The sequence below is a fragment of the Bacillus sp. FSL K6-1338 genome (assembly GCF_038006965.1).
GTDB lineage: Bacteria > Bacillota > Bacilli > Bacillales > Bacillaceae_G > Bacillus_A > Bacillus_A thuringiensis_S.
Genome location: NZ_JBBOWI010000001.1, coordinates 5002875 through 5027926 on the forward strand (window position 1 = coordinate 5002875; position 25052 = coordinate 5027926).

Below are 25052 nucleotides of genomic sequence, written 5' to 3' on the forward strand. Positions count from 1 at the left end.
CCCCTCCTATAAATATATAGTAATATACGAAATTAACATTTTATATATTACCATGATTTTCAAGTTATGTAATCCAAATTTCATTTTTTCTGTTTTGAGCATTTTTTGTTTATAATGGTAAAGGAAAGAAATATGTGTACGGAGGAATATTATGCTGCAACACTCAATTACGAAAGATGAAATTATGATGATTGCGAATGAGTTCGTTCAAGGACTAGATCCACAGCAAACAGCTGATCAGGAACATGTCGCTACAGCTCGGCACCTATATCGTAGTGGTGTTGTCTATAACGTTGACTTTGATGGTTATACACTATCAGGAACTGTAGATGCGGAAGGCAACGTATATAGCGTTCATATTCCGATTCGTAACGTCGCTGAAAGCTATTGTGATTGCTTCGCACCAACACAATGTGAGCATATGCTCGCTGTATTACTATCTGCAGCGTCTAGTTTTGGGCAAGTAGGAGATGTATTAACTTTATTTAAAAATAATACGAAACCTTCCCTTCCCCCTATTCGAACTGCAAGACAAGTATTACAATCATCAGCTTTTGAAGAAACTGACTATAAAAGTTGGGAATCATATTTTGAAAAAGAATATGATTCATTTAAAAAAGAACAAGCTCGGCTTACTTATAAACAAATGTATTTTCTTATGAGTATCTTTACAGATTTCTATACGAAACTTGAGCGGAAAGCTCCGCGTATCATTGCGATACATGAATTATTCAGGTTACACGCAGCACTTTACTGCTTTCAAAAATTATTAGAAGAAATTCAGGCATTCGAAGCAAACAAAACATATTCTTATCACCAACCTGTTAATGTCATTCGCCTATTTGTAGACAAAGTGGAATCCATCGTTCGGGACTTACAATCAGAAGCGATTCCTTCAGAGTCTGAAATAATTTTACAAGAAACAGCTCGTCTCGTTCATGAAGTATTCTTCTCTACCGACGCTTATACGCAAGAGCGATTTTTCATTTATCGTCACATATGGAGTGAACTTTTAAACAATAAAGAGAAAATACAAGAAGAAGAAAAACGAATCGATACGAAAATCAATCCACTATCTAAAGCGTTAGCGTCTTCTCATCTTCTCTTTTTAAATGACGAAGATCTACTAGCGATGGACTTACTAAAAAAACAGCCTGCTTCTGTTGTGAGTCTATACTTCTATTGGTTAGAAGAACTATTAAGTGCCATGCATTGGGATCGTGCAAAAAACTGGCTTTCCTTTACGTATAAACAAGTAAAGAAAACGATCCAAGATCACGAAAATACGATTTTCATAAAAGATGTCGTTCGGCTATTTGTAATCATGTATGAAACATATGCAACACATACAAATGAACAAGCTGGTTTCGAAATGATCTTACAAGAACTATTACCGTATAGTTTCACAAACTATGAACAGTACGTACTCGCGAAAAAACAGTATCGTACATGGGCAGAGCTTCATCTCCTATATGGATTTGAAGCAATTGAGCTGTTGAAAGAGCCACTGAAAGATATTGAAAAAGAAGCGCCAGAAGTGGCACTTCCTCTTTACCATCTTGCTGCTGTAGAGGCGATTGAAGAACGAAATCGTAAATCATATAAACGCGCAGTTCGTTACTTAAAGAAATTACGTACATTGTATAAACGATTAAAACGCACCGATGAATGGGATGCTTTCATTATTCACATCGCCAATCTCCATTCACGTCTGCGTGCACTACAAGAGGAATTACGGAAAGGAAAATTAATCGATGATCAATCAAACTGAAGTAACAATTAGGCTCCAGCATGTTAGTCAAGGTTGGTTCCTTTGGGGAGAAGATGACAGCGGTACTCCATTATCCGTAACAAGTTGGAAACGAAATGCATTCACATGGCACTCCACTTCTTTCTACGGTACTTCTCTAAAAGAAGCAACCTTCGAAGGAAAACAAGGTGTGCTCCTAACAAATGCACAAGCCTTTGAATACATTGCAAACAAACCGATGAATTCCTTTGCACATATGCAAATAAACGGACCTATTACAGCACTTACGAAAGATGCAAATGAATTATGGGACGCTTTTACGAGTGGTAGCTTCGTACCAGATATGAATCATTGGCCTAAACAGCCATCTTGGAAAGTTCAAAATACACCAATTGAAGATGAAACATTAGCATCTCTTTTCTCAGCAGCAGTTAATGAAAGCATATTACAAGATAATCGCTCAAATGACGGCTGGGAAGATGCTAAAAGGCTATATGAACATTACGACTTTACGAAAAGACAATTGGAAACAGCACTACATGAAGAAGATTGGCTTCGAAAAATCGGTTATATTGAAGATGATCTTCCGTTTACAATCGGACTAAGACTACAAGAACCACAAGAAGAATTTGAAATGTGGAAGCTTGAAACAATTGTGACACCAAAGCGCGGGGCTCATCGCATATATGTATATGAAAACATCGATTCCTTACCGAAAAGATGGCACGATTACGAAGAACGGATTACAGAAACACAAGAAGGTTTTAGTAAGCTCATACCGTGGTTAAAAGAAGGAGATACATTCCGAAATGAGCTCTTTGAAACAGAAGCTTGGAACTTCTTAACAGATGCAAGCAACGAATTACTTGCAGCCGGCATTACAATTTTACTACCATCATGGTGGCAAAATTTAAAAGCAACAAAACCGAAATTACGTGTCCAGTTGAAGCAAAATACAGCACAAACACAATCGTTCTTCGGTATGAATACGCTCGTTAATTTTGACTGGCGCATTTCGACGAACGGCATTGATTTATCAGAAAGCGAATTTTTCGAGCTCGTTGAACAAAACAAACGTCTATTTAATATAAATGGTCAATGGATGCGACTAGATCCAGCCTTTATCGAAGAAGTAAGGAAACTCATGAACCGTGCCGATAAATACGGACTAGAGATGAAAGATGTCCTGCAGCAACATTTATCAAATACGGCTGAAACAGAAATTGTAGAAGATGATAGTCCGTTTACTGATATTGAAATCGAACTAGATGGATATTATGAGGAACTATTCCAAAAGCTGCTTCATATTGGAGATATTCCAAAGGTAGATGTCCCTACTTCACTAAACGCAACACTTCGTCCGTATCAACAACATGGTATTGAATGGTTATTATATTTACGAAAGCTTGGATTTGGAGCATTGCTAGCTGACGATATGGGACTCGGGAAAAGTATTCAAACAATCTCTTACTTACTATATATAAAAGAAAACAATCTCAAAACAGGCCCTGCATTAATCGTAGCGCCGACATCTGTTCTTGGAAATTGGCAAAAAGAATTTGAGCGTTTCGCACCGAATTTATGTGTCCAATTACATTACGGAAGTAATAGAGAGAAGGGCAATTCATTTGAAGATTTCCTTCAATCAGCAGATGTTGTATTAACATCTTATGCATTGGCTCAACTCGATGAGGAAGAACTGACTTCATTATGCTGGGATGCTGTTATTTTGGATGAAGCACAAAATATTAAGAACCCACATACGAAACAGTCGAAAGCAGTACGAAACTTGCAGGCAAATCACAAAATCGCTTTAACTGGTACACCAATGGAAAATCGCCTCGCTGAACTTTGGTCCATTTTCGACTTTATTAATCATGGATATCTCGGAAGCTTAGGACAATTCCAACGCCGCTTCGTCACACCGATTGAAAAAGATCGTGATGAAGGAAAAATCCAGCAAGTCCAACGGTTTATCTCACCATTTTTACTGCGCCGAACGAAGAAAGATCAAACAGTCGCATTAAATTTACCAGATAAACAAGAACAAAAAGCTTACTGTCCTCTTACTGGTGAACAAGCTTCCTTATATGAACAACTTGTTCAAGATACACTGCAAAATGTAGAAGGATTAAGCGGAATTGAAAGACGCGGCTTTATATTACTTATGTTGAACAAGCTAAAACAAATTTGTAATCATCCTGCTCTTTATTTAAAAGAAGAAGAACCACAAAATGTCGTTGAACGCTCTATGAAAACAAAAACGTTAATGGAGCTCATCGAAAATATAAAAGATCAAAATGAAAGTTGCCTCATCTTCACTCAGTACATCGGCATGGGAAACATGCTAAAACGTGTGCTAGAAGAACAATTTGGCCAGCGTGTCCTCTTCTTAAACGGTAGTGTACCGAAAAAAGATCGTGACAAGATGATTGAGGAGTTCCAAAACGGAACGTATGACATTTTCATCTTATCCTTAAAAGCTGGGGGAACAGGATTAAACTTAACTGCTGCCAACCATGTCATTCACTACGATCGTTGGTGGAATCCAGCTGTGGAAAATCAAGCAACAGACCGCGCATATCGCATTGGTCAAAAAAGATTTGTTCATGTTCACAAACTCATTACAACAGGAACATTAGAAGAAAAAATCGATGAAATGCTAGAAAGAAAACAATCTCTAAACAATGCGGTCATCACAAGTGATAGCTGGATGACTGAACTATCAACAGACGAACTAAAAGAATTACTTGGTGTATAAAGTGAAACTTTAATCAGTAGGGGTTTTGTTCATCCCCCACTGATTATCAGCCCTCACCAATCGGGCTTTTACCGGAAGTTTTACTACCCGCAAAAAAAGCGCTAATCTCGAAATGAGATTAGCGCTTTTTTCTATTCCAAAACCAATTACTTATTATAATTCCCGTTAATCCGCCGCACGTATCAAGCAATGAATCTTGCCACATTGGTGTACGGTCCCCCGTATACCATTGGTGAATTTCATCAAATGTTGCATAACCCGCAACGAAAAGAATGGCATATATAAAACATCTTTTCCTCGAATGACCTGATCGATGAAAAGCGTAATAAATCAATGAACCTAGCATAAAGAACACCATAAAATGAGCACCTTTACGAAGGAAAAACTCAATAAATCCGCCTACACCTTTATTCGCAATACTAACAGGGGTTCCTCCACCATAATCAATAGATACCCATGAAAAATGCTCTTTTACAAATTCAACATTTACATATTGTTCAATATCTGAACGCATATCCTGCTTTTTATATGGTTGTGCCGAAGAATAGAAAATCAGCCCCATCCATAGTAATACAGGAATCCAAAATAACCATTTACGATTCATTATCCAGAATTCTCCTCTCTTAATCTTTTAAGGGTACCAAAAAAAAGAAAAAATTTCACGCCAAAACATGACATTTGTACCCTATTTATAAAGTGAAAGGAGGTGATACACATGGCAATTGAAACAATCGTAATGGATTTAACTTTACGTCTTGTCTTAAACAACGGATTAGATAAGAACGGCAAAACAGTTTTCAAGAGCAAACAATTTAAACGTGTTAAAACAAATGCGAGCTTAGATCAAGTACACAACGTAGCTCATGCTCTTGCTTCCTTACAGGCATCACCACTTCACGCTGTACAACTTGTAAGCACATCAGATCTTTCTAAACTATAAAGTAAAACTTCAGATCAGTAGGGATTTTATTCATCCCCGCTGATTATTAGCTCGCAATTTAACCGGCAGACCCGAATCCCGTAAATAGCGGGATAAATACAAAGGAGGGAATAACACATGCAAGTACTGGAATTGATTTTCGCGAAAGAAGATGGAAAAACAGTCGTTTTTTCTATCGATATGCCCATCACACCAATTGATGCAAAAGTCGTAAATCAAGTAATGGATACAATCCTTGCCTCATCTGTATTTTCATCCATTGATGAAAATACAAGAAAAAAGGGAGCTCGCCTTGTAGAAAAAAATGTATCTGAAATTCCAATTACTCTATAAAATGAAAAAGACGAATCTGCATCATTTTGCAGATTCGTCTTTTTTCTTCGGCATTTCAATCGGAATAAAAATCTTTGAAAAACCGACGCATACGTACTTATAATGTTCTTCACCTATATCAAACTCAGTCGTATATGTTGAGAAGAATATATAATCATTTCGCTTCGTATAATGATCAATTAATAACCCAACTTGTGGCTCAACATACTTTTTCGCTAACTTTTTACCAGCCGATGCCAAGTCGCCAAGAAGACCCTCTTCATTCTCTTTTTGAACTTCATCTAGCTTCTTACTCACATCATTACGCTTCATAAACTGCTTCGCTGCCCATTCTGTATATTCTCCTTTACTCGGATTGCTGTTTGCTAAATATACTAGGAGAATGACAACTAAAGCCATAATAATATACTTTTTCTTCATACTATATCACCGCCTACTCTTTTCTATTTTCATATATATGTACAAGCGATGCAAATTAGAAAGACTATCACCTATTGATTGTAAACGAATAGCCAAAATTTACAATATGAAATAGAATATTAACAACCAATTTACTTAATTTATATATAATTATATTCAGAATGAAAATTATAAGGGAGGATATAGAATTATGGATAATGAAAACAACATTTTTATTTCTAGTTCTACAATGATGCTTGAACCATGTAAACACCCTTATTACCGTACAAAAATCATCGACAGTAGCGGAAACCATCTTTACTCCTGTCAGACTGCTCTCCAACTTATACAGAAATCTTGTCTAACAAATATTCATTCTACCTATCAAGGGAGACGTAATGCCGTAAAAACAAAATTTAAATTTAAACAAAACGTTCCAATTCCGATCAATCATAGAGAATATATTTGCGCTTTCCCAACAGAATCTCCTGCTTCTCCAAATTGTATTTGGCTTTTCTTCAAACATGTTCATACAATAGAGTTTTTCAAAAAAGCTAAACAAGCTAAAATTCATTTTTCAAACGGAGCTACCGTAACGATACAAATTAGTTCCCATAAGCTAAGTCAGCAATTATGGAAAGCTGGATATGTATTATCCCAAATGAACATGCAAGATTCATCACCTTAATAGCAAATAGAATGGAAGGTATTATTTCCTTAACTTCCATTCTATTTGCTATTTTTATCCTCTTACACTATCTCGCATTTTCTCGAGTGCTTGCCGATACATCCATCTTACTTGATAATATGTCATTTCCGTCTCTAAAGCGATTTCTCCCATCGTCTTTCCTACAAAAAAACGTTCAAAAATAATATACTTCTCCTTCTCATCTAACACACTCATAAAATCCTTCACTCTTATTTCAACATCTTCAAAATGAAAAATATCCTCATACTCACCTACACATACACATCTTTCTTGTACAGTAGATTCTTTCTTCAATCTTTCTAATATATAACCACGCACCGTTACAAGTGCGTATGCAGGGAAATACCCTTTCTTTGCATCAAATCTTTCATACGCATGCCAAAGACCAATTAAACCACATTGATAATACTCTTCATAATCTTGGCGAATACCTAATTTCTTTATTTGATTTACAATCATTCCTTCATACAAAACAACTGCCTCTTTAAAAGTCGCTGGCTTCACACAGTACCCGTTTCTAAAAGGTATACCTTTCTAGTATTCCGCGGTACCTTCACAATATAAAAATAAAGAAAAGATTTCACTGTGAGTAATTTCAAATACTACCGACGGAATTTGAAATTACACTAGAGAGTATTTGAAATTTTGTTGTTGGTATTTGAAATAAGGGTAAAAATAAAAAAGGGTGACTCCTTTGAAGAGTCACCTTTTCTATTTTATTTCCTTATTGGAACATACCTTGTAAAGCACCCATTCCGAGAGTTAAAACAAAGAAAACAATAGTAATAATTGTTGCCTGTTTTTTAGTTAAGCCTGCTGTAATTTGAAGACCTAGCCATGTAACTACATATCCCCAAATTGTAAACACTTCAAATTTACTTACAATACCTTTTACAACACCACTACTCGAGGCGAAAATTGGTCCTAGGCCAGTGTACATTTCTTGACCCGATCCACCTAAAATATAAGCTAAAATTATATTTATTAATACACCAATTAATGAAATAACACTTGAATATACAGTAATCGCCAATAATTTTTTATAAGAAGTATCATTGCTCATAAACACCATTAATACTTTATACACTACAGCACTTATTAAGAAACTAAATCCCATACCAAGAGCACCTACACCGAATCCCATACCATATGTCATTCCAGCTGAAACAGTAACACCTAACTCCTTATTGAGCTCAATTGCTTCAGGTGTTAGAGAATATACATAAGCAGCAAATCCCCCAACAAGTCCACCTAATAAAACAAGTAGCCAAAACGCTCCCCAAACTGCATTACTCGTTTTCATTCTTTCGAACTGCACTCCAGGCGAAGTGATTATTCCGAACAATGATGGCTTTTCTCCACCAACTTTTTGCGTATTAATATTTGCTTCCATTATAACGCCTCCTTCTATTTATATAACCCGTTCTAACGGGCGGTTCACTTCCTCATGCAAGAGGCTACGAACCGCCCACTAGAACGGTAATGTGTAGTTCTACTACACTATTAATTACTCATAACGCAATGCTTCAATTGGATCTAATTTCGCAGCTTTATTTGCTGGAATTAATCCGAAAATAATACCGAGTGTCATCGAGAACAGTACGCCTCCAACAACAACTTCCCACGAAACAAGCGGTGGCCATTTTGCGAATGTGGAAACGATATATGCTCCGCCATACCCAAGACCAATTCCGATTAAACCACCTAGAAGTGTTAACATAACGGCTTCAATTAAAAACTGTAATAAAATTTTACTACGCGTTGCTCCAAGTGCTTTACGTATCCCAATTTCGCGCGTACGCTCTGTTACAGATACGAGCATGATGTTCATAACACCAATACCACCAACGACTAATGAAATACCAGCGATACCACCGATGATCATCGTCATAATGTTAGTAACTTTAGAAACATTTTCTTGGAATTCTTTTAAATTAACCAGTTCATATTTACCCGGAATTTCACTTGGCTTACGACTATTTAATACATCAACAGCTTGTTTCCCTGCTGCTTCTAAATCGTCTACATTTTTAGCTTGAATTGCGATACTTTGAATTTCATCTGTTCCGTATAAAACAGGCCATAACGTAAGAGGGATTAACGCTTCTTCCATTTCAAATCCCATAAATTCATTATCAGATGTATACACACCGACAATTTGCATCGGTTGTCCTTTCATCTCAATAATTTGTCCTACTGGATTTACGCCCTTAAATAACGTCTCTTCTGTTTTTGTACTAATCATCACGACGTTATTTGCATGAGAAATATCTGATTCATTTAAAGTACGTCCCTTTACGACCTTTACTTTATTAACCGCAAAATATTCATTATCAAGACCAATAACATTCAGATTTGCTTTTTTATCATTTACATCAAGCACCTCTGAATTCTGGTTTGTCGTAATAACATGTGAAACATCTTTCACTTGTTTTACTTCCAAAATATCCTCTTCCGTTAACTTCGGCATTTCAAATCCACCTATAGCAAACTCATCATTAATATCTGGTTTAAATTGAATTGGCATAAGGTTATTACCACCAGAACCTGCGAATTTCGACTTCAGCATCGCTTCCCCGCCTTGCCCAATCGCAACGACAGTAATAATTGAACCTACCCCGATAATAATACCGAGCATCGTAAGAGCTGAACGCAATTTATGAGCTAAAATAGAAGAGAGGGCAATTTTTATACTATCTAGTAAACTCATACCGCACACCTTCTATCTTCTGTAACTTTCCCGTCCCGCAGTACAATGCGGCGGGAAGAATACGCTGCTACTTCCTCTTCATGCGTAACCATAACAATCGTCGTGCCTTCTGCATTAAGCTTCGTGAAAATATCCATAACTTGTTCACCAGACTTCGTATCAAGTGCACCAGTCGGTTCATCGGCCATAATGAACGTTGGATTATTTGCAATCGCTCTTGCAATCGCTACACGCTGCTTCTGTCCACCTGATAACTCATTCGGTAAATGATGCACGCGATCTGCCAATCCAACTTTACCTAACGCCTCCAAAGCGCGCTTACGACGCTCCGCTTTCTTCACACCACCATATACGAGCGGAAGCTCAACATTTTCCACCGCGGAAAGACGAGGCAGTAAATTAAAGTGCTGAAATACAAACCCAATATATTCATTACGAATTAAAGCAAGCTTTGACTCGTCTGCTGTTAAGATATTCACGTCATTCAGCTTATATTCGCCTTCTGTTGGACGATCTAAGCAACCAATAATATTCATAAGCGTTGACTTACCAGAACCAGACGGTCCCATAATCGAAACGAACTCACCGCTCTGAATCGTTAAACTAATACCATGTAAAATCGGCACCGCCAATTTTCCTTGATAATATGTTTTAGCAATATTATTTAACGTAATCATTTCTCTTTCACTTCCATTCCGTCATACACATCGTCGGAAGGATTTTTAACCACCTTTTGCCCCACTGTTACGCCTTCTACAACCTCTGTCCAGTCTCCATCAGTAGAACCTTTTTTCACATTTTGTTTACGAAGCTTCCCTTTTTCCTCAACATAAACAAATGCATCATCGCCTTTTTCTACAATGCTTTTACTTGGAACAGCAATCATCGTCTTATTCTCTAAGTTTACTTGCAGAGAAACGTGGTAACCTGGAGATAAACCATCTTGACTATCAAGACTTGCTTTATATGTATACTGAGACATATTTTGAGTTGCTTCACCCACGCCGCCAGCTTGCGCCATCTCTGCGCTCGTTGGGAACTCACTTACCTCTGTAATCTTACCTGTCCACTTCTTCTTGCTATTTGCTTTTGCAGTTACAGTGAATGTTTGATCCTTTTGAATTTGTGACTTCTGAAGCTCAGTTAACGTACCTTGAACTTGGAATGGATCTTTAGAAGCTACTTGTAAAAACGATTTTCCTTGACCACCTAACGCTTGAGATGAACTTTGCGCCGCATCTTTATCTAACTTTTGAACAACACCAGCGAAATTACTATAAATCGTAAGCTCTTTCTGCTTCTTACTTAACTCTTCTTTCTGCAACTTCCCTTTTTCTTTCTCAAGATCAGTTGTCTTTTGAGCAATCTCTAATTCGTTTACTTGCTCGTCCATCGGATCTGTTACTTCTTTCCCAGCTCCGCTATCTTTCGCCTTCTTAATTTCTTTCTTGAGCGAATCAATCTTCTTTTTCCCTTGATCATAACGCATATCCGCCATCTTCTGATCAAGCTCAGCTTGCTTCATTTGAAGATTAATCTCTTCATTATCATAAGAGAATAACTTCGTACCTTTCTCTACCTCTTGCCCTTCTTTTACCTCAATATCTTTCACTTTCCCTTTGGCTGGATCTGCATAGAAGCTTTCAATATTACCAGGCTTCACCTGACCAGAAATTAACTTTGTATTATTCAGCTTACGCTCTGTCACTTTCTCAAAACTTACAGCATCAGCATTTGTTGATGCACCCTTCTTCTTCCCTTGCATAACAAAAATATTAATTGCTGCTACAATAACAATTAGTGCAATAACCCCAATAATAATCCATTTCTTCTTCTTGTTTGGAGTACGAACCGTATTTGGTAACATATTCTCGCTCCCTTTTATAACTTAATAGTTTAATATAAAAATTGTATAAAACTTTCTGAAAATAGATTACATATTATTACATTATTTTTACAAAGTTTTACACATCCATTTATATTGTAACAAAAATTCCAATGATTAGAAATATGACATTATATCTTTTAAGATAGATTTAAGGAAAGATTATATTATATAGAAAAAGCCATCCAAAATAATAATTGGATAGCTTTTCAAACAAAACATTACGCTACTTTAGGATCTTTTCTCTCATGTCCACGTTGAACAATAAATAAGAAGATTGTTGATAAAACCGCTCCTGTTAATAGTAAGATGAAACAACCATCCCAGCCAGAACGATCAACAATAACACCAATTGCTGCGTTAGCTACAAGACTTCCGCCTACATAACCGAATAAACCACACATACCAACTGTCGTACCTACTGCAAATTTCGGTACTAATTCCATCGCACTTAAACCGATTAAGAACTGTGGTACATAAATTAAACAACCGATAATAGAAACTGCAATACTTACAACAAGTACGCTAGTTGCTTGCCAATATATAAACGTACCAATAACAACCCCAACCATACTAATAATACATAATGGCATACGTTTTCCTTTAAATAATTTATCACTTAAAAAACCAACGATTAATGAACTTGGAATTGCCATACCTTCAAAGATTGCATATGCCGCATGCGCTTCTGCTTTTGAAAATCCTTTAACTGTCGTTAAATAAAGCGGAACCCAGTTAATAACACCGAAACGAATTAAATAAACAAAAGCATTCGCAATACATAAGAACCATACAAATTTATTTTTCACTACATACTTCATTAAAATTTCTTTTGGTGACATCTTGTTAGCATTATCTGCTTTTTCAAGATTTTCATAGTCATTACGATACTCATCAATTGGAGGAAGACCTTCAGATTCTGGTGTATCCTTCGCATTAATCCAAACAAGAACTGAAATTACCATTGCGATAATTGCAGGGAAAATAAACACGCCGCCTTGCCAATGGTTTTCACCAAAAATACCTACACCAATTCCGACAAGTGGTGGCACAAGCATTCCACCAACGTTATGTGAAATATTCCAAAGACCTGTTTTCGTACCACGTTCTTTCTTTGAGAACCATTTCGTCATAACAATACTACAAGGTGGTGCTCCCATACCTTGTACAATACCGTTAACAACAAGTAATGTAACAATCATCCCAAATGATGATGCAAAGCCAAAACAAATATTTACAAGCCCTGATAAGAATAAACCGACTGCGATAAAGCGCTGGGCGAAAGCTTTATCTGATAAATTCCCCATAAAGAACTTACTAAATCCATAAACAATTGCCATTACTGAACCTAGTAGACCAATTTCAGCTGTACTAAAACCATATTCTTGTACTAAGTACGTACTTGATAACGTAAAGTTACTACGAACTAAATAATAAGCAGCATATCCAACTGAAATCCCGATTAACACACGAATACGTAGTAATCGATATACACGGTCGATCATATCCGCTGGCAATCTTTCAATTGCAGGTGCTGGCTTGAGCCATTTAAACATATATTTTCGTCTCCTTTTCTCACTTCAGAGAGAGACGCTGTCTATTCCATATCTCGATTATCCCGCTATTTGATATATTTTGGTTCGTCCTTCTAACCGGCTGTCCTTCTATTTCTTTCTCATTCTTCGCAAACATCGTTGGTACGCCAAACGACACTTTTTCTAAAATGTGACCCGCTTCTTCTGATAAACAATAATCAATAAATAAATCCGCAATAATACCACTCGGTGCACGTTTTAGTTTAGAAATCGCATTAACGGATAACCCTGTTTGCTCAGGTTCGTTACTTAAAATAGGAAAGCCTTGTTTTTGAAGCATTCTCTGATCTCCCATAAAGTTGATGCCTATCATATATTCACCGCTCGCAACAAGTTCTGCTGGGATGTAACCATTCACTGTTACTTCTCCAACTTGTTCTGCCAGATTCTTCACATATTCCCTCGCTTCCTCTTCACCTAACGTATCAATAAGTGACTGGAAAAACGTATATGCTGTACCTGAAACATTCGGATCGGGCATGACAATCTTTCCCTTATATACTGGATTTAATAAATCTTTCCATCTTAACGGATACGAGAGACCGAGCGGCGCTATTTCCTCGTTCCACCGCTCTTTATTAATCGCAATTGCCAGCTTCTCCACTTCATAACCGTACCAATAACCATCTTTATCTTTAACAGTTTTTGAAATACGATTTGCATGTTGGCTTATCACAGGAATAGAAAGATTTTTTTGCTTCATCATTTGATGCGCATCTACTGTACCGCCAATAATAATATCCGCCTTCGGATTTCCAGCTTCTTCTTCCACTCTACGAAGAAGTTCTTCTGTTGAAAGACGAATAAATTCATACGTACATCCGCGCGGTTTACAAAATGATGAAAGTAACGCTTCACCAACTTCCTCACGAGCCGCTACATACGCAACAATATGACGATCATCCAAAATAGGGAGACCATTTTTACTATATTTAATAGAGGTTGTATCTCGAGAGCAACTAGACATCGCTCCTCCAATTACTAGCAAAAAAAAGAAAAAGGCTATCTTTCTCATGACGCATTCTCCTTTACGAATAACTCTGCTAGAGAGCCTTTCATATACATGACATTTCCGTTATTATCACCGAGATATTGCACAACAAAGTACGATGGATACACAGAAATCGTAAGAATATCTTCACGATCATTCTTTACACGCTTACCTGTTTTATAAGCTGTAATATAAGCAATCGGTTCATTCTGTGATTGTAATAACTTCTGAATTTCTCCGTAATCTGTAATTTGCTTTGCGTACCGAATAGAATCAAGTATGTGCGTAAGATTGATAGTACGTACCACATCACCTTGACGTACTACGACATCCTTTGCTGAAGCAAAGAAATCACTAATACGCTCTGGTGTGTAATACAGGCTTAATAAATACGTTTGAAGTGCTGAAATCATCGGATCCATGCCATTCTTTCCGTATACATTTTCCCCATACTGGAACAAGTCACCTACTGCAAAAGTACGCTTATGTCCATTCAAGTACGTTACTTCTCCAGTAAATACTTGTTCTTTGCTCTTAACGTCACCTGGCTCTATTCGAATTCGGTCAAAGAATGAAACAATCGTATGCAAACGAACTTCATCCGTTACAACAATTTCTCCCCACTTTTCATGTCTTACTTTCACTTCAATTGGAAGAGATTCATTCACCCTTTGTAAAACGGCTTGTTTATCATTTACAATGTTAATTCGATTATAGATTTGCTTCTCCATTACATAAAACAAAACAAGAGAAACAATCATACAAATGACAAACATAAGAATTTGAAATGATAGCCTTTTCATTTCTGCCTACCTCCAAGATAAAAAAACGTTGTTTCGAAAATACCGCATAATTGTTTCATAAATGTATCATTTAACCGCTTTCAAGTTTTTTATGTCTTCCATCCTTCTCGGAAGCAAAAATGTAATGAATATTGTAGTACCTATTTCTTCACTACTCTCAATCCGCATGCTTCCGCCCTGCTTATTCATAATCTCCTGACAAATATACAAACCATAACCATTCCCGTAACTAGAAGGAAGTGCTTTTCCTTTTGGAGACTCATTCCACTCTGCAAGCACCACTTCATCTATACCGATCCCATCATCATGAACAAAAACCTTCGCCTCATGCTCATTTACAATTACATTCATACGAATGTGCGAAGCATCACTATACTTAATTGCATTATCAAGCACATTTAAGAAAATTTGCTTCGTCTTATCAAAATCCGCAACAACATGTACATCCGTTAACTCATTTATCACTTCAATTTCAAATTGATTTAGGCGAGGCTTCACAATTGAAACTGCTTCTTCTGCCAATTCCTTTATATTCACAACTGTAGGAGACACTTCAAACGTACTCTTCCCATATCTCGAAGACTTAAGCAGTTCCTCTACAAGTGATAATAAACGCTCACTTTCCACAGATACATAACGAAGACTTTCCTGTACATCTTCTTTCGATTGTAACTTCGGAATTAAATCAACATAACCGATAATTGCCGTTAGCGGTGTTTTTAGCTCATGCGTAATGCGGTCTAGGAAATCTTTCTGCTTCTCTTTCTCCTCCTGCAATTGCTTAATATGCAGTTCAATTCCATCAGCCATCGCGTTAAAAGATGCGGAAAGCTGAGCAATTTCCACGTACTCATTTAACTCAATCTTACTCTTATAATCACCATTCGCGAGCCTCTGTGCCATTTGTCTCAACTGATCAATTGGTTTATGAAGAGACTTCGCCAAACGAATCGCAAAGAAAATACCGGTAGCTACTAAACAAAGAGACGTCATTAAGAACGTCCAGCTCACATTTGTTAAAACTTCCTTCTCACCCGTTAGCTCATTTATAAAACGAATACTTCCAATGACATCGTTTCCATAATATACTGGGCTTGAAAACAAAAGAATAGGAGCTGGATCCGCCTCCTCAAAAACATAAGACTTTTTTCCCTTCAAGGAACTCTCAATGTCGATGTTACGGTGAATCAATGCTCCTTTTTGTGTATCTGCAACAACATCGCCATTCTTCCCGATCATCTGCACACGGACATCCATACGCTTCGCTAAATACGACGCAATTAAAAGTGAATTAGGACCAAGCGTATCCACTTCTGCTTCCTTCTCTAAATAATTCATCGTATAAATTTGTGCTTCTACACTTAACTTTTCTAAAGAACCTGCTGCGTTATGATACATATTCTTTTCTAACGTAATATAAACAACTGCATATAAAAGAACAAAAATCGGAATTAACAGCCCAACTATTCCGAACACCATATTTCGCTTTAAAGACATACCATCACCACTTAACAATCCAGTTTATAGCCAACGCCATAAATTGTCTTAATATATTCTCCGCTCGTCCCAAGCTTCTTTCGAAGTCTCTGCACCATAATATCAACTGCTCTCGTATTTCCGATATACTCAAATCCCCATACTTTCTCAAGCAACTCATCCCTCATAAACACACGCTGTGGATTTGAAACAAACAACTGACATAAATTAAACTCTCGGTACGTTAACTGAATCTCTCGTCCACTCACATGTACCTTTCTTTCCTTAGGACAAATCACTATCTCTCCAGCCTCAATTACTTCATGACTTACAGCGGTCTCCGTCTTCTTTACACGCCGCGCCATATTCTTAACCCGAAGAATAAGCTCCGCATAATTAAACGGCTTCGTCACATAATCATCAGCACCAAGCTGCAAGCCAAGCAACTTATCATTCATCTGACTCTTTGCCGTTAACATAAGCACCGGAATATCCCTATCCCTCTCACGGAACAAACGAAGCAACTCATACCCATCCGTATCCGGAAGCATAACATCCAAAATCAATACATCCGGCCCTTCATTCCATCGCTCTAAAGCTTCTCTCCCATCAGCCGCTGCTAATACTTCATAACCTTCCATCTCCAACTGCATCCGAATCAAATTACGAATACTTGATTCATCATCAACCACAAGTATTTTCATTATTCTCCTCCTTCCATCATGTATTATAGTACAGTTTAGTATAGCAAAAATCCTATAAAAAAAGAGAGGGTATTGTCGAACATATTTTGTCGACGATACCCTCTCTTTCACTTATTATATTTATTTAGCATATCCATTCGGTTGCTTTTGATGCCAATTCCAAGCATGCTCAATAATTATTTTCACATTTACATACTTAGGATCCCATCCTAACTTCTCTTTCGCTTTCTTAGAAGAAGCAACTAAACGTGCTGGATCGCCCGCACGGCGCGGTGCTACCTCAGCAGGAATTTCATGATTTGTAACTTCGCGAACTGCATCAACGATTTCTTTTACACTGAAACCATTACCATTTCCTAAGTTATAGAAATCACTCTCTCCGCCGTTCTGCAAGTCTTTAAGCCCTAAGAAATGAGCCGCTACTAAATCTTCAACATGAATATAATCACGGATACAAGTACCGTCTGGTGTATTATAATCATCACCAAACATCATAATCTTCTCGCGTTGACCTAAAGCCACTTGCAACACAAGAGGAATTAAATGTGTCTCTGGGCGATGATCCTCTCCAATAATACCACCTGGAGTTGCACCAGCCACGTTAAAGTATCTGAAAATCTTATAACGTAAATTAGAAGCTTGGCTATACCAATGAAGCATCTTCTCGATTGCTAACTTCGTCTCTCCATACGTATTCGTAGGATTTGTCATCGTTTCCTCAGTAATAAGATCCACATCTACCTCACCATACGTTGCCGCAGTAGAAGAGAAAATGAACTTATCTACCTTAAACTCATCCATTACCTCTAATAAACAAAGTGCACCATACACATTGTTATTATAATATTGAAGGGGCTTTTCCATACTAACTCCAACTAAAGAATCAGCTGCAAAGTGCATAACCGCCTCAATATTTTCTTTTTTAAAAACATCTCTTAAAAATGATTTATCACGAAGGTCACCATTATAAAACTTCGCACCTTTCGTAATTGCATCTTCATGACCGGTTTGTAAGTTATCTACCACTACTACCGATAAACCTTCGTCTACTAATTTTTTCACAGCGTGAGAGCCGATATAGCCTGCTCCGCCGCAGATTAAGATTGATTTCATTTTGCCCCTACTTTCTATATATCTAGCCTTGTAAATTAAGAATCATTAACTCTAATAGATTAAACCATAAGCATTTAGCTCAAAATTTTTTACGTTTCATTATCCATATAGCCATTTTTATTATTTGATTGCCATTTCCAAGAATCTGCACACATTTCTTCTAATCCACGTGTTGCCTCCCAGCCTAATTCACGCTTTGCTTTCGATGCATCAGCAAAACATACTGCCCCATCACCTGGGCGACGCTCTGTGATCTTATAAGGGACTTTCTTGCCCGAAACTTTTTCAAATGCTTCAACCATCTCTAGTACACTATAACCCGTACCTGTGCCTAAATTATAAGCATCTACTCCTGTTGTACTCAGTACTTTCTCAAGCGCCTTGACGTGACCACTTGCTAAGTCTACAACATGAATGTAATCACGGACCCCCGTTGCAGATGAACTAAAGATTATCTTCTTTACATTATGTTTCTGCATTACTTCACATAGCACTAACGTGCTTGTAATGTTGTTATGATAATATGTTAATGGAATCGCTACTGACTCCCCTACAGCTTTAAATCCTGCAAAGTGAATAACTGCTTCAATTGCATTTTCTTCAAAAATTGCTTCAAGCGCTTCGCGATTTAAAACATCTTCTTTATAAAACTTAAATTGTTTTCCTGTTATTTCTTTCACTCGATTTATAGATTCTACTGAGCTATTCGAAAGATTATCCACTACTATAATTTCGTAACTGCTATTTAGTAATTCTACACATGTATGACTACCAATATATCCTGCTCCACCTGTTACAAGTATGTCATGAGTATACCTCCATTGTTATAGCTTATTAACAAAAAAGAGGCAATCACAACAGAAATGATTACCTCTTGAAACTTCCTTTTTACTTAGCAACGAAATAATCAGTTACATATTTCGCCCAAACGTCATATCCTTTCGCACTCGGGAAACCAAACTCTTCTTGTAAGTATGGTAAAATTGCCTTTGTTGTTGCATCAGGCCATGCTCCCCAATGATCAATATATGTATAATTATTTTGCGCCGCAAATTGTTTTAACGCTTCAATCGCTTTCGGATAATTTTTCGCACCATACACTGGATTTGATGGTTGAATCATAATCGTAGCACCCTTTGCACTAGTAGAAAGTGCTTGAACAAACTTCTGTGTACTCACAACAGAGTTCCCATTACCAGTTTTACCGTTATCAGTAATAAATGGTGGCTCAAATAAAATTACATCTGGATTCTCTTTCGCAATCTCTTTATCACGCTTATTCGCAATTAACTCTTCTGTACTTTCACCCTTATATTCCTTTACAGTCACATTCCATAAACCTTTACCGTAAGCAGTTTCTAAATTAGACGTTAACTTAGCTGCCCAAGCACCTTTTTCAGATGAAGAACCTTCATCACCAACAATAACAAGATTCACTGGCTTTTTATCCTCAGCAGCTTTCTTTAACTTCTCTTTCACTGCATCTGGCAAGTTCTTCGCGTATGCCTCATTAAAAGATGACTTCGCATCTTGTTTTTTCTCTTCTTTCTTTGCTCCGCTATCTTTCACTTCAGCCTTTGTTTTCGTTACTTCACTCGTTTGTGTTTGTCCTGTTGCATTCGCAATCTTCTTATTCCAGTACAGTTTACCACTCACAACCGAAGCAACAAACAATACAAAAATAACAAGGACAAGTACTGCTTTCTTATTCATCGATTCACCTCATCTATTAATCTCACAATATATAATACTAATATAAATCCAAGCAAAAATAAACCCAACTCCTTCCAAAGGAGTTGGGTTATTACATATTACTTAGTCACTTCAAGATGTGCTCTTAACTTATTCGTTAAATCTTGTTTTGCAGCATCTGGAACGTAGTAGTACCAAATACCATCAGCTGCTATGTGACCGTCACCTGAGATTTGGATATCTTCACTATTCTGCAGACAATCTTTATAATTCTTTTGCATATCAAACATTTGATCTTGCGTTAAGTTTGTTTTCACGTTCTTTTGGATTGCTGTTAATACATCACCATAACTTGTTAAAGAAGAGAAAGTTGCGCCTTTCTTAATAACAGCTTGCATCACTTGGCGCTGACGCATTTGACGTCCGAAGTCACCGCGTGGGTCTTCTTTACGCATACGTGTGAATGCTAGGGCCTGGTCACCTGTTAGATGAACATTCCCCTTCTGGAAATGATGTCCATCAAGTGAAAATTCCAAATCATTGTTAACATCTACACCGCCTACTGCATCAACAATATCTTTAAATCCTTCCATATTCACTTCAATATAATAATTAATAGGAATATTTAAGAATTTTTCCACTGTCGCTACAGACATATCTACACCGCCAAATGCATAAGCATGGTTGATTTTATCACTTTTACCTTTTCCAACAATTTCAGTATAAGTATCACGTGGGATACTTACTGTTTTCATTGAATTATTTTTAGGATTTAATGTAATGACCATTAAGGAATCTGAACGTCCTTTGTCTTCACCGCGCTCATCGGCACCTAGTAATAGAATTGAAACTGGTTCAGATTTATTAATTTTTGCTTCTTGTTTATTATTTTTATCACGCTCTAAAGGTTTATGAACTTCATTTAATGTATTTGAGACTTTAGAATATACATTATAAGCGTAAACTCCTCCACCTATAACTAATACTCCTATGATTCCTAATATCCAAAGTAGGATTTTCTTTTTCATTATTATAGACCTCTTCTTTCCATCACTCTGAATAAATATCCAGATAATAAAAATAACACTTTAGTCTATTATACTAAGGATGCTAGACTATAACCAGATTATTTCATTTTATAATACTCTACATACCAATTAGCGAACTCTTGTAAACCTTTTTCTATAGATGTCTCAGGTTTAAAATCTACAGCCTTCTGTAATAAATCTGTAGATGCATAAGTAGCTGGTACATCTCCTGGTTTGATAGGCTCAAATACCTTTTCAAATGCAACTTCTCTCCCTAGCGCTTTACCTAGTGTCTTCTCTAACGTTTCGATAAACACCATTAGTTTTTCAGGGTTATTATTTCCAATATTGAATACTTTATGCTTAACATCATCTTGAGGTGGATTACTTAAAAGTCGTTGAATTCCTTCAACGATATCATCTATATAAGTAAAATCACGATACAGATCGTTTTCAAAATCACCATTATTAAATATTTTAATCGAATCACCAGCAAAATATTTATTAGTAAAGCCAAAATAAGCCATATCCGGACGCCCCATAGGACCATACACTGTAAAGAAACGAAGTCCAGTTGCAGGGATTTGGTACAAGTGACTATATGTATGAGCCATTAACTCATTTGATTTCTTAGTAGAAGCATAAAGCGAGACTGGGTTGTCTACAAAATCTGTTTCCTCAAATGGTACCTTTTTATTAGCTCCATAAACAGAACTTGATGATGCGTATACAAGATGATCAACAGGGAAATGTCTACATGCTTCAAGAATATTATAAAAACCAATGATATTACTTTGAATGTATACATCTGGATTTTCAATTGAATATCTCACACCAGCTTGCGCAGCCAAATTCACTACAATATTAGGCTTATACTCTTCAAAGAGCTTAGTAATCATATCCTTATCAGAAATATCACCTTTAATAAAAGTAAATTTTTCATAGGGCTTTAATTGTTCTAAACGAGCATATTTAAGATTTACATCATAATAGTCATTCATATTATCAATACCTATTACTTTGCAACCTTGAGCTAGTAATTTTTCAGATAAAAAGTATCCTACAAAACCAGCTGCTCCAGTAATAAGATATGTTTTACTATTATCTAGAGGCTTGTAGTTCAATGTTATTCAACTCCTTCATACGATCTCTATTTGTTGATTTTCTGCCAATGGAATGATATTCTATGCCCACTTCTTGCATTGCTTGAACATCATAAATATTTCTTCCATCATAAATTAGTGGTGTTCTCATTAACTTTTTATAAATCTCTGGAGTTAATGCTTTCACTTCTCCCCACTCGGTGAAGATAAAGCAAACATTTGCCCCTTCTAACGCCTGTTCAATGTCTGTAACATATGTGATATTTCCATTCTTATTTCTTCCCTCAGGATATACTTTTGCAAAATTATTTGCACCGACTGGATCAAAAGCATAAATGTCTGCACCTTGCTCTAATAATAGAGGAATATTTTCAAGGGATGCAGCTTCTCTTAAATCATCTGTACCAGGTTTAAATGTTAAACCCAACACCGCTACTTTAAGACCGTTAAAAGTAATTAACCGCTGACTCGCCTTTTTGTATAATAAAGTCTTTTGATCTTTATTCACATCAATTGCAGCCTTTACTGTTCTTAACTCGTAACCATTTTGTCTTGCTAAATATTCTAATGCTTTCGTATCTTTAGGGAAGCATGAACCTCCAAATCCAATACCTGCATTTAAAAACTTACTTCCAATACGCTCATCAAAACTCATACCTTTTGCAACATCTTGAATATCTGCTCCGACCAATTCACAAAGATTTGCAATATCATTCATGTAAGAAATTTTAAGAGCTAGGAAATCATTAGATGCATATTTAATCATTTCAGCTGAACGTCTGTTTACTGAAACGATAGGTAAATGAAATGGCTTATAAAGATTCGTTAATACTTCTTCTGCCCATTTACTTTCTGTACCGATAACAATTCTTTCTGCATATAACGTATCATGAACAGCGGAACCTTGAGCTAAAAATTCTGGGTTTGATGCCACTTCAACTTTCACATTATTAACTAAAAAGTCTTGAATAAACTGCTCCACTTTATCATTTGTTCCAATTGGAACAGTTGATTTTACAACAACAAGACAATCTCTTTCTACACTTTCAGCGATTTGTTTTGCCACGGTTGCAATATATGAAAGGTTTGCAGAACCATCAGCTTGTTCTGGAGTCCCAACTCCAATAAAAATAGCATCTGCATCTTTGTATGCTAACTTGTAATCCGTTGTATAATTAATTCTTCCTCCAGCATAATTTTTCTGCATTAAATTCTCTAAATCAGCTTCATAAATTGGTGAAACGCCGGATTTCATTAAATCTACTTTTTTTTCATCGATATCCACGCAAGTTACTTGATGCCCAACTTCTGCAAAACATACACCTGCTACTAGGCCAACATAACCTGTTCCAGCCACTGCTATTTTATACATGGTTACACCTTCCCCTTCTTTTTATTTCTATAATCAAAATCGATTCCTGATGAGTCGATATCCTTGCTTCACATAATTCCAGTTTTGATAACCTAAAAATACCATTATCAATAACAAAATAATTATATTAATAACTAAATTCGAGTTCAAACATACCACAGTAATTCCCAAAAACAAAGCCGTCATTCCTACAATTGGCATCCATTTCATTTTAAAATCTATATATTTATTAATCAATCTATAACGCATCAACATCATGACTATACCACCCATGATTTGACCAATAATAACTGCGTAAATCCCAATTATGGAAATTAACCCGTAAGATAAAGCTACAGTAACCAAAGCACCCATTACAGTCGTTGTAAATTGATACTTTGTCTTATTTATGGCCTGGAAAACCGAACCCAAATTGGATGACATAGTTGTAGCAACCGCATATAGCAATAACCAAGGTGCATACTGCATTGAAGTATAGTAATCCGTCTTATGAATAATATTATAAAAAATTACTATTAAGGGAACCGCAATTAAAATTATTGATTGAAATATCTTAAAAATACTTTCTATCGTTCTAGTGAAATTAGAATTAAATCCCTTTGTTTTTGCTGAAGTAATAGCCTCTTCAATAATCGCCATAGTCACAACTGACCCTATCATAGTTACAATTAAAGAAAATTTACTTGCAAATGAGAAGAGCCCATTTGCATCCATACTTATCTTTTTTGTAATAATAAATCTTCCAAATGCAGACATTAACCATATTGAAGTTAAATTGAGTACTAAAGGGGCTGAAAACATCAACATCCTTTTAAGCATATCAATCTTAAAGTATTTCATTTTAATATACTGCCAAACATTTATTTTACTTTCAATGAAAATCAAAATTGAAGCTTGTCCAAAAATATAAGAAATGAAAAGCCCTTGAATTCCTAACTTAAAAATGCACACCAATAGCACTACTAAAATAAAATTAATTATTGTACCAATTATACCCGCGTATACATAAACTCTATTTTCCTCGAAAGCTCTTGCGAAATATTGCCATATATTTGCTAATCCATAGCTTGCAAACATTATAGCTATTGATAACATAACCCTTGTTTCATCCATAAATAGATTCCCATATATAACTATCCCTATTATAAGGATGCATGTCATAAACAAACTAAAAATCGCTGATGTTGCAATTGCTGTCTTTTTTTCAATTTCATCTTTTTCCGATAATATAAACCTTAAGACTGCCTCCCAAATTGCAATATATATACACGGGATTAGAATACTCATGATTGTAAGTGTATAATCGTAATACCCTAAAACATCTGCCGAAACGTAAAATGCATATATTGGGATTAATAATACCGATAATACTTTTGAGGACAACATACCAATAAAATAAATGCCAACCTTTTTATTAAAACTGCTTCCTAGCATAAGATAATAATTTCCCTTTCTATTCTAAAATAAACAATCATTCATATCATCCTAAATGAGTGCTAAAAATCAGATGATTCAATGTGTTTCTAATACTAAACATAACTTAAGACTAAATATACTTTTGTCGAACAACAACTTAAATTCCAAAATAATTAAAAATTCACTTATACATAAATTCTACTTTTAGGAATATAAAGTAAGTAACAATGGTTTTATATTGGGGATTTTGAACCTTAGTTCATAGATTACAT

General features: G+C 36.2%; 24 protein-coding genes. 5 read left to right on the forward strand and 19 right to left on the reverse strand.

The window, feature by feature from the left end:
- The first annotated feature begins 151 nt into the window (after nt 1–151).
- Together NZ044_RS25800 and NZ044_RS25805 are read left to right on the forward strand one after the other, a co-directional pair.
- Nucleotides 152–1771: an SWIM zinc finger family protein gene (locus NZ044_RS25800; protein ID WP_000939128.1), complete on the forward strand. Its 1620-nt coding sequence runs from the start codon at nt 152–154 to the stop codon at nt 1769–1771.
- Entirely contained in the window at nt 1755–4511 is a 2757-nt protein-coding gene (locus NZ044_RS25805) for a DEAD/DEAH box helicase (protein WP_097891565.1), read from the forward strand. Before NZ044_RS25800 ends, NZ044_RS25805 begins: the two co-directional genes overlap by 17 nt.
- Before the next feature lie 118 nt (nt 4512–4629).
- Here NZ044_RS25805 and NZ044_RS25810 read toward each other — a convergent pair whose 3' ends face one another.
- Entirely contained in the window at nt 4630–5115 is a 486-nt protein-coding gene (locus NZ044_RS25810; protein WP_001080704.1) for a VanZ family protein, read from the reverse strand.
- A 111-nt stretch (nt 5116–5226) separates the two neighbouring features.
- On the opposite strand from NZ044_RS25810, the gene NZ044_RS25815 reads away from it, so the two are divergent.
- Both NZ044_RS25815 and NZ044_RS25820 read left to right on the forward strand, forming a co-directional pair.
- The gene (locus NZ044_RS25815) at nt 5227–5451 is read left to right on the forward strand and encodes a DUF1659 domain-containing protein (RefSeq protein ID WP_000963861.1); all 225 of its coding nucleotides are present in this window, start codon (nt 5227–5229) and stop codon (nt 5449–5451) included.
- Between the two features lie 117 nt (nt 5452–5568).
- Nucleotides 5569–5784, forward strand: a complete 216-nt coding sequence (locus NZ044_RS25820; RefSeq protein ID WP_001197587.1) for a DUF2922 domain-containing protein — start codon at nt 5569–5571, stop codon at nt 5782–5784.
- Between the two features lie 21 nt (nt 5785–5805).
- On the opposite strand, the gene NZ044_RS25825 is transcribed toward NZ044_RS25820, so the two are convergent.
- Nucleotides 5806–6204: a DUF4359 domain-containing protein gene (locus NZ044_RS25825; protein ID WP_000731400.1), complete on the reverse strand. Its 399-nt coding sequence runs from the start codon at nt 6202–6204 to the stop codon at nt 5806–5808.
- Between the two features lie 190 nt (nt 6205–6394).
- Here NZ044_RS25825 and NZ044_RS25830 point away from each other — a divergent pair, with 190 nt between their 5' ends.
- Entirely contained in the window at nt 6395–6871 is a 477-nt protein-coding gene (locus tag NZ044_RS25830; protein WP_000368310.1) for a competence protein ComK, read from the forward strand.
- Nucleotides 6872–6925: 54 nt separating this feature from the next.
- Here the strand turns inward: NZ044_RS25830 and NZ044_RS25835 are convergent, their stop codons facing one another.
- The 17 genes from NZ044_RS25835 to NZ044_RS25915 all read right to left on the reverse strand — a co-directional run bounded on the left by NZ044_RS25835 (nt 6926) and on the right by NZ044_RS25915 (nt 24798).
- Nucleotides 6926–7396: a sigma-70 family RNA polymerase sigma factor gene (locus NZ044_RS25835; RefSeq protein ID WP_097891562.1), complete on the reverse strand. Its 471-nt coding sequence runs from the start codon at nt 7394–7396 to the stop codon at nt 6926–6928.
- 220 nt (nt 7397–7616) lie between these two features.
- Nucleotides 7617–8285 (reverse strand): Yip1 family protein, encoded by a 669-nt coding sequence (locus tag NZ044_RS25840; protein WP_097891559.1) that lies wholly within the window; start codon nt 8283–8285, stop codon nt 7617–7619.
- Between the two features lie 114 nt (nt 8286–8399).
- Nucleotides 8400–9602, reverse strand: coding sequence for an ABC transporter permease (locus NZ044_RS25845; protein ID WP_000054362.1), 1203 nt, complete (start codon nt 9600–9602; stop codon nt 8400–8402).
- Nucleotides 9599–10279, reverse strand: coding sequence for an ABC transporter ATP-binding protein (locus NZ044_RS25850; RefSeq protein WP_000631619.1), 681 nt, complete (start codon nt 10277–10279; stop codon nt 9599–9601). Before NZ044_RS25850 ends, NZ044_RS25845 begins: the two co-directional genes overlap by 4 nt.
- Nucleotides 10276–11469 carry an efflux RND transporter periplasmic adaptor subunit gene (locus NZ044_RS25855; RefSeq protein WP_000937311.1) on the reverse strand — a complete coding sequence of 398 codons (1194 nt, stop codon included), beginning with the start codon at nt 11467–11469 and terminating at the stop codon, nt 10276–10278. Before NZ044_RS25855 ends, NZ044_RS25850 begins: the two co-directional genes overlap by 4 nt.
- Before the next feature lie 239 nt (nt 11470–11708).
- Nucleotides 11709–13043 carry an MFS transporter gene (locus NZ044_RS25860; RefSeq protein WP_000477603.1) on the reverse strand — a complete coding sequence of 445 codons (1335 nt, stop codon included), beginning with the start codon at nt 13041–13043 and terminating at the stop codon, nt 11709–11711.
- A gap of 19 nt (nt 13044–13062) precedes the next feature.
- A complete protein-coding gene (locus NZ044_RS25865; protein WP_097891557.1) occupies nt 13063–14097 on the reverse strand; it encodes an ABC transporter substrate-binding protein in 1035 nt (344 codons plus the stop codon).
- On the reverse strand, nt 14094–14876 hold the full coding sequence (locus tag NZ044_RS25870; protein WP_043935852.1) for a DUF3919 family protein: 783 nt from the start codon (nt 14874–14876) through the stop codon (nt 14094–14096). Before NZ044_RS25870 ends, NZ044_RS25865 begins: the two co-directional genes overlap by 4 nt.
- Before the next feature lie 66 nt (nt 14877–14942).
- Nucleotides 14943–16373 (reverse strand): HAMP domain-containing sensor histidine kinase, encoded by a 1431-nt coding sequence (locus tag NZ044_RS25875; protein WP_097891554.1) that lies wholly within the window; start codon nt 16371–16373, stop codon nt 14943–14945.
- A gap of 11 nt (nt 16374–16384) precedes the next feature.
- Complete coding sequence (locus NZ044_RS25880) at nt 16385–17056, reverse strand: response regulator transcription factor (RefSeq protein ID WP_097891552.1); 672 nt, start codon at nt 17054–17056, stop codon at nt 16385–16387.
- 120 nt (nt 17057–17176) lie between these two features.
- Nucleotides 17177–18169, reverse strand: coding sequence for a UDP-glucose 4-epimerase GalE (gene galE, locus NZ044_RS25885; RefSeq protein ID WP_118961590.1), 993 nt, complete (start codon nt 18167–18169; stop codon nt 17177–17179).
- Nucleotides 18170–18258: 89 nt separating this feature from the next.
- Entirely contained in the window at nt 18259–18972 is a 714-nt protein-coding gene (locus tag NZ044_RS25890) for an NAD-dependent epimerase/dehydratase family protein (protein ID WP_118961591.1), read from the reverse strand.
- An 85-nt stretch (nt 18973–19057) separates the two neighbouring features.
- Nucleotides 19058–19882, reverse strand: coding sequence for an SGNH/GDSL hydrolase family protein (locus NZ044_RS25895; protein ID WP_097891796.1), 825 nt, complete (start codon nt 19880–19882; stop codon nt 19058–19060).
- A 98-nt stretch (nt 19883–19980) separates the two neighbouring features.
- Nucleotides 19981–20889, reverse strand: a complete 909-nt coding sequence (gene tagU, locus NZ044_RS25900; RefSeq protein WP_079246194.1) for a polyisoprenyl-teichoic acid--peptidoglycan teichoic acid transferase TagU — start codon at nt 20887–20889, stop codon at nt 19981–19983.
- Nucleotides 20890–20987: 98 nt separating this feature from the next.
- A complete protein-coding gene (locus tag NZ044_RS25905) occupies nt 20988–22013 on the reverse strand; it encodes a GDP-mannose 4,6-dehydratase (RefSeq protein WP_095689979.1) in 1026 nt (341 codons plus the stop codon).
- The gene (locus NZ044_RS25910; protein WP_079246196.1) at nt 21991–23364 is read right to left on the reverse strand and encodes a UDP-glucose dehydrogenase family protein; all 1374 of its coding nucleotides are present in this window, start codon (nt 23362–23364) and stop codon (nt 21991–21993) included. Before NZ044_RS25910 ends, NZ044_RS25905 begins: the two co-directional genes overlap by 23 nt.
- A 33-nt stretch (nt 23365–23397) precedes the next feature.
- Nucleotides 23398–24798, reverse strand: coding sequence for a lipopolysaccharide biosynthesis protein (locus NZ044_RS25915; protein WP_000901585.1), 1401 nt, complete (start codon nt 24796–24798; stop codon nt 23398–23400).
- Between the last annotated feature and the right edge of the window lie 254 nt (nt 24799–25052).

What these genes read in the sequence shown, in the direction of transcription:
- NZ044_RS25800 (WP_000939128.1), top strand. Translation starts at nt 152, where the DNA reads ATGCTGCAACACTCAATTACGAAAGATGAAATTATGATGATTGCGAAT.
- NZ044_RS25805 (WP_097891565.1), top strand. Translation starts at nt 1,755, where the DNA reads ATGATCAATCAAACTGAAGTAACAATTAGGCTCCAGCATGTTAGTCAA.
- NZ044_RS25810 (WP_001080704.1), bottom strand. Translation starts at nt 5,115, where the DNA reads ATGAATCGTAAATGGTTATTTTGGATTCCTGTATTACTATGGATGGGG.
- NZ044_RS25815 (WP_000963861.1), top strand. Translation starts at nt 5,227, where the DNA reads ATGGCAATTGAAACAATCGTAATGGATTTAACTTTACGTCTTGTCTTA.
- NZ044_RS25820 (WP_001197587.1), top strand. Translation starts at nt 5,569, where the DNA reads ATGCAAGTACTGGAATTGATTTTCGCGAAAGAAGATGGAAAAACAGTC.
- NZ044_RS25825 (WP_000731400.1), bottom strand. Translation starts at nt 6,204, where the DNA reads ATGAAGAAAAAGTATATTATTATGGCTTTAGTTGTCATTCTCCTAGTA.
- NZ044_RS25830 (WP_000368310.1), top strand. Translation starts at nt 6,395, where the DNA reads ATGGATAATGAAAACAACATTTTTATTTCTAGTTCTACAATGATGCTT.
- NZ044_RS25840 (WP_097891559.1), bottom strand. Translation starts at nt 8,285, where the DNA reads ATGGAAGCAAATATTAATACGCAAAAAGTTGGTGGAGAAAAGCCATCA.
- NZ044_RS25845 (WP_000054362.1), bottom strand. Translation starts at nt 9,602, where the DNA reads ATGAGTTTACTAGATAGTATAAAAATTGCCCTCTCTTCTATTTTAGCT.
- NZ044_RS25850 (WP_000631619.1), bottom strand. Translation starts at nt 10,279, where the DNA reads ATGATTACGTTAAATAATATTGCTAAAACATATTATCAAGGAAAATTG.
- NZ044_RS25855 (WP_000937311.1), bottom strand. Translation starts at nt 11,469, where the DNA reads ATGTTACCAAATACGGTTCGTACTCCAAACAAGAAGAAGAAATGGATT.
- NZ044_RS25860 (WP_000477603.1), bottom strand. Translation starts at nt 13,043, where the DNA reads ATGTTTAAATGGCTCAAGCCAGCACCTGCAATTGAAAGATTGCCAGCG.
- NZ044_RS25865 (WP_097891557.1), bottom strand. Translation starts at nt 14,097, where the DNA reads ATGAGAAAGATAGCCTTTTTCTTTTTTTTGCTAGTAATTGGAGGAGCG.
- NZ044_RS25870 (WP_043935852.1), bottom strand. Translation starts at nt 14,876, where the DNA reads ATGAAAAGGCTATCATTTCAAATTCTTATGTTTGTCATTTGTATGATT.
- NZ044_RS25875 (WP_097891554.1), bottom strand. Translation starts at nt 16,373, where the DNA reads ATGTCTTTAAAGCGAAATATGGTGTTCGGAATAGTTGGGCTGTTAATT.
- NZ044_RS25880 (WP_097891552.1), bottom strand. Translation starts at nt 17,056, where the DNA reads ATGAAAATACTTGTGGTTGATGATGAATCAAGTATTCGTAATTTGATT.
- galE (WP_118961590.1), bottom strand. Translation starts at nt 18,169, where the DNA reads ATGAAATCAATCTTAATCTGCGGCGGAGCAGGCTATATCGGCTCTCAC.
- NZ044_RS25895 (WP_097891796.1), bottom strand. Translation starts at nt 19,882, where the DNA reads ATGAATAAGAAAGCAGTACTTGTCCTTGTTATTTTTGTATTGTTTGTT.
- tagU (WP_079246194.1), bottom strand. Translation starts at nt 20,889, where the DNA reads ATGAAAAAGAAAATCCTACTTTGGATATTAGGAATCATAGGAGTATTA.
- NZ044_RS25910 (WP_079246196.1), bottom strand. Translation starts at nt 23,364, where the DNA reads ATGTATAAAATAGCAGTGGCTGGAACAGGTTATGTTGGCCTAGTAGCA.
- NZ044_RS25915 (WP_000901585.1), bottom strand. Translation starts at nt 24,798, where the DNA reads ATGCTAGGAAGCAGTTTTAATAAAAAGGTTGGCATTTATTTTATTGGT.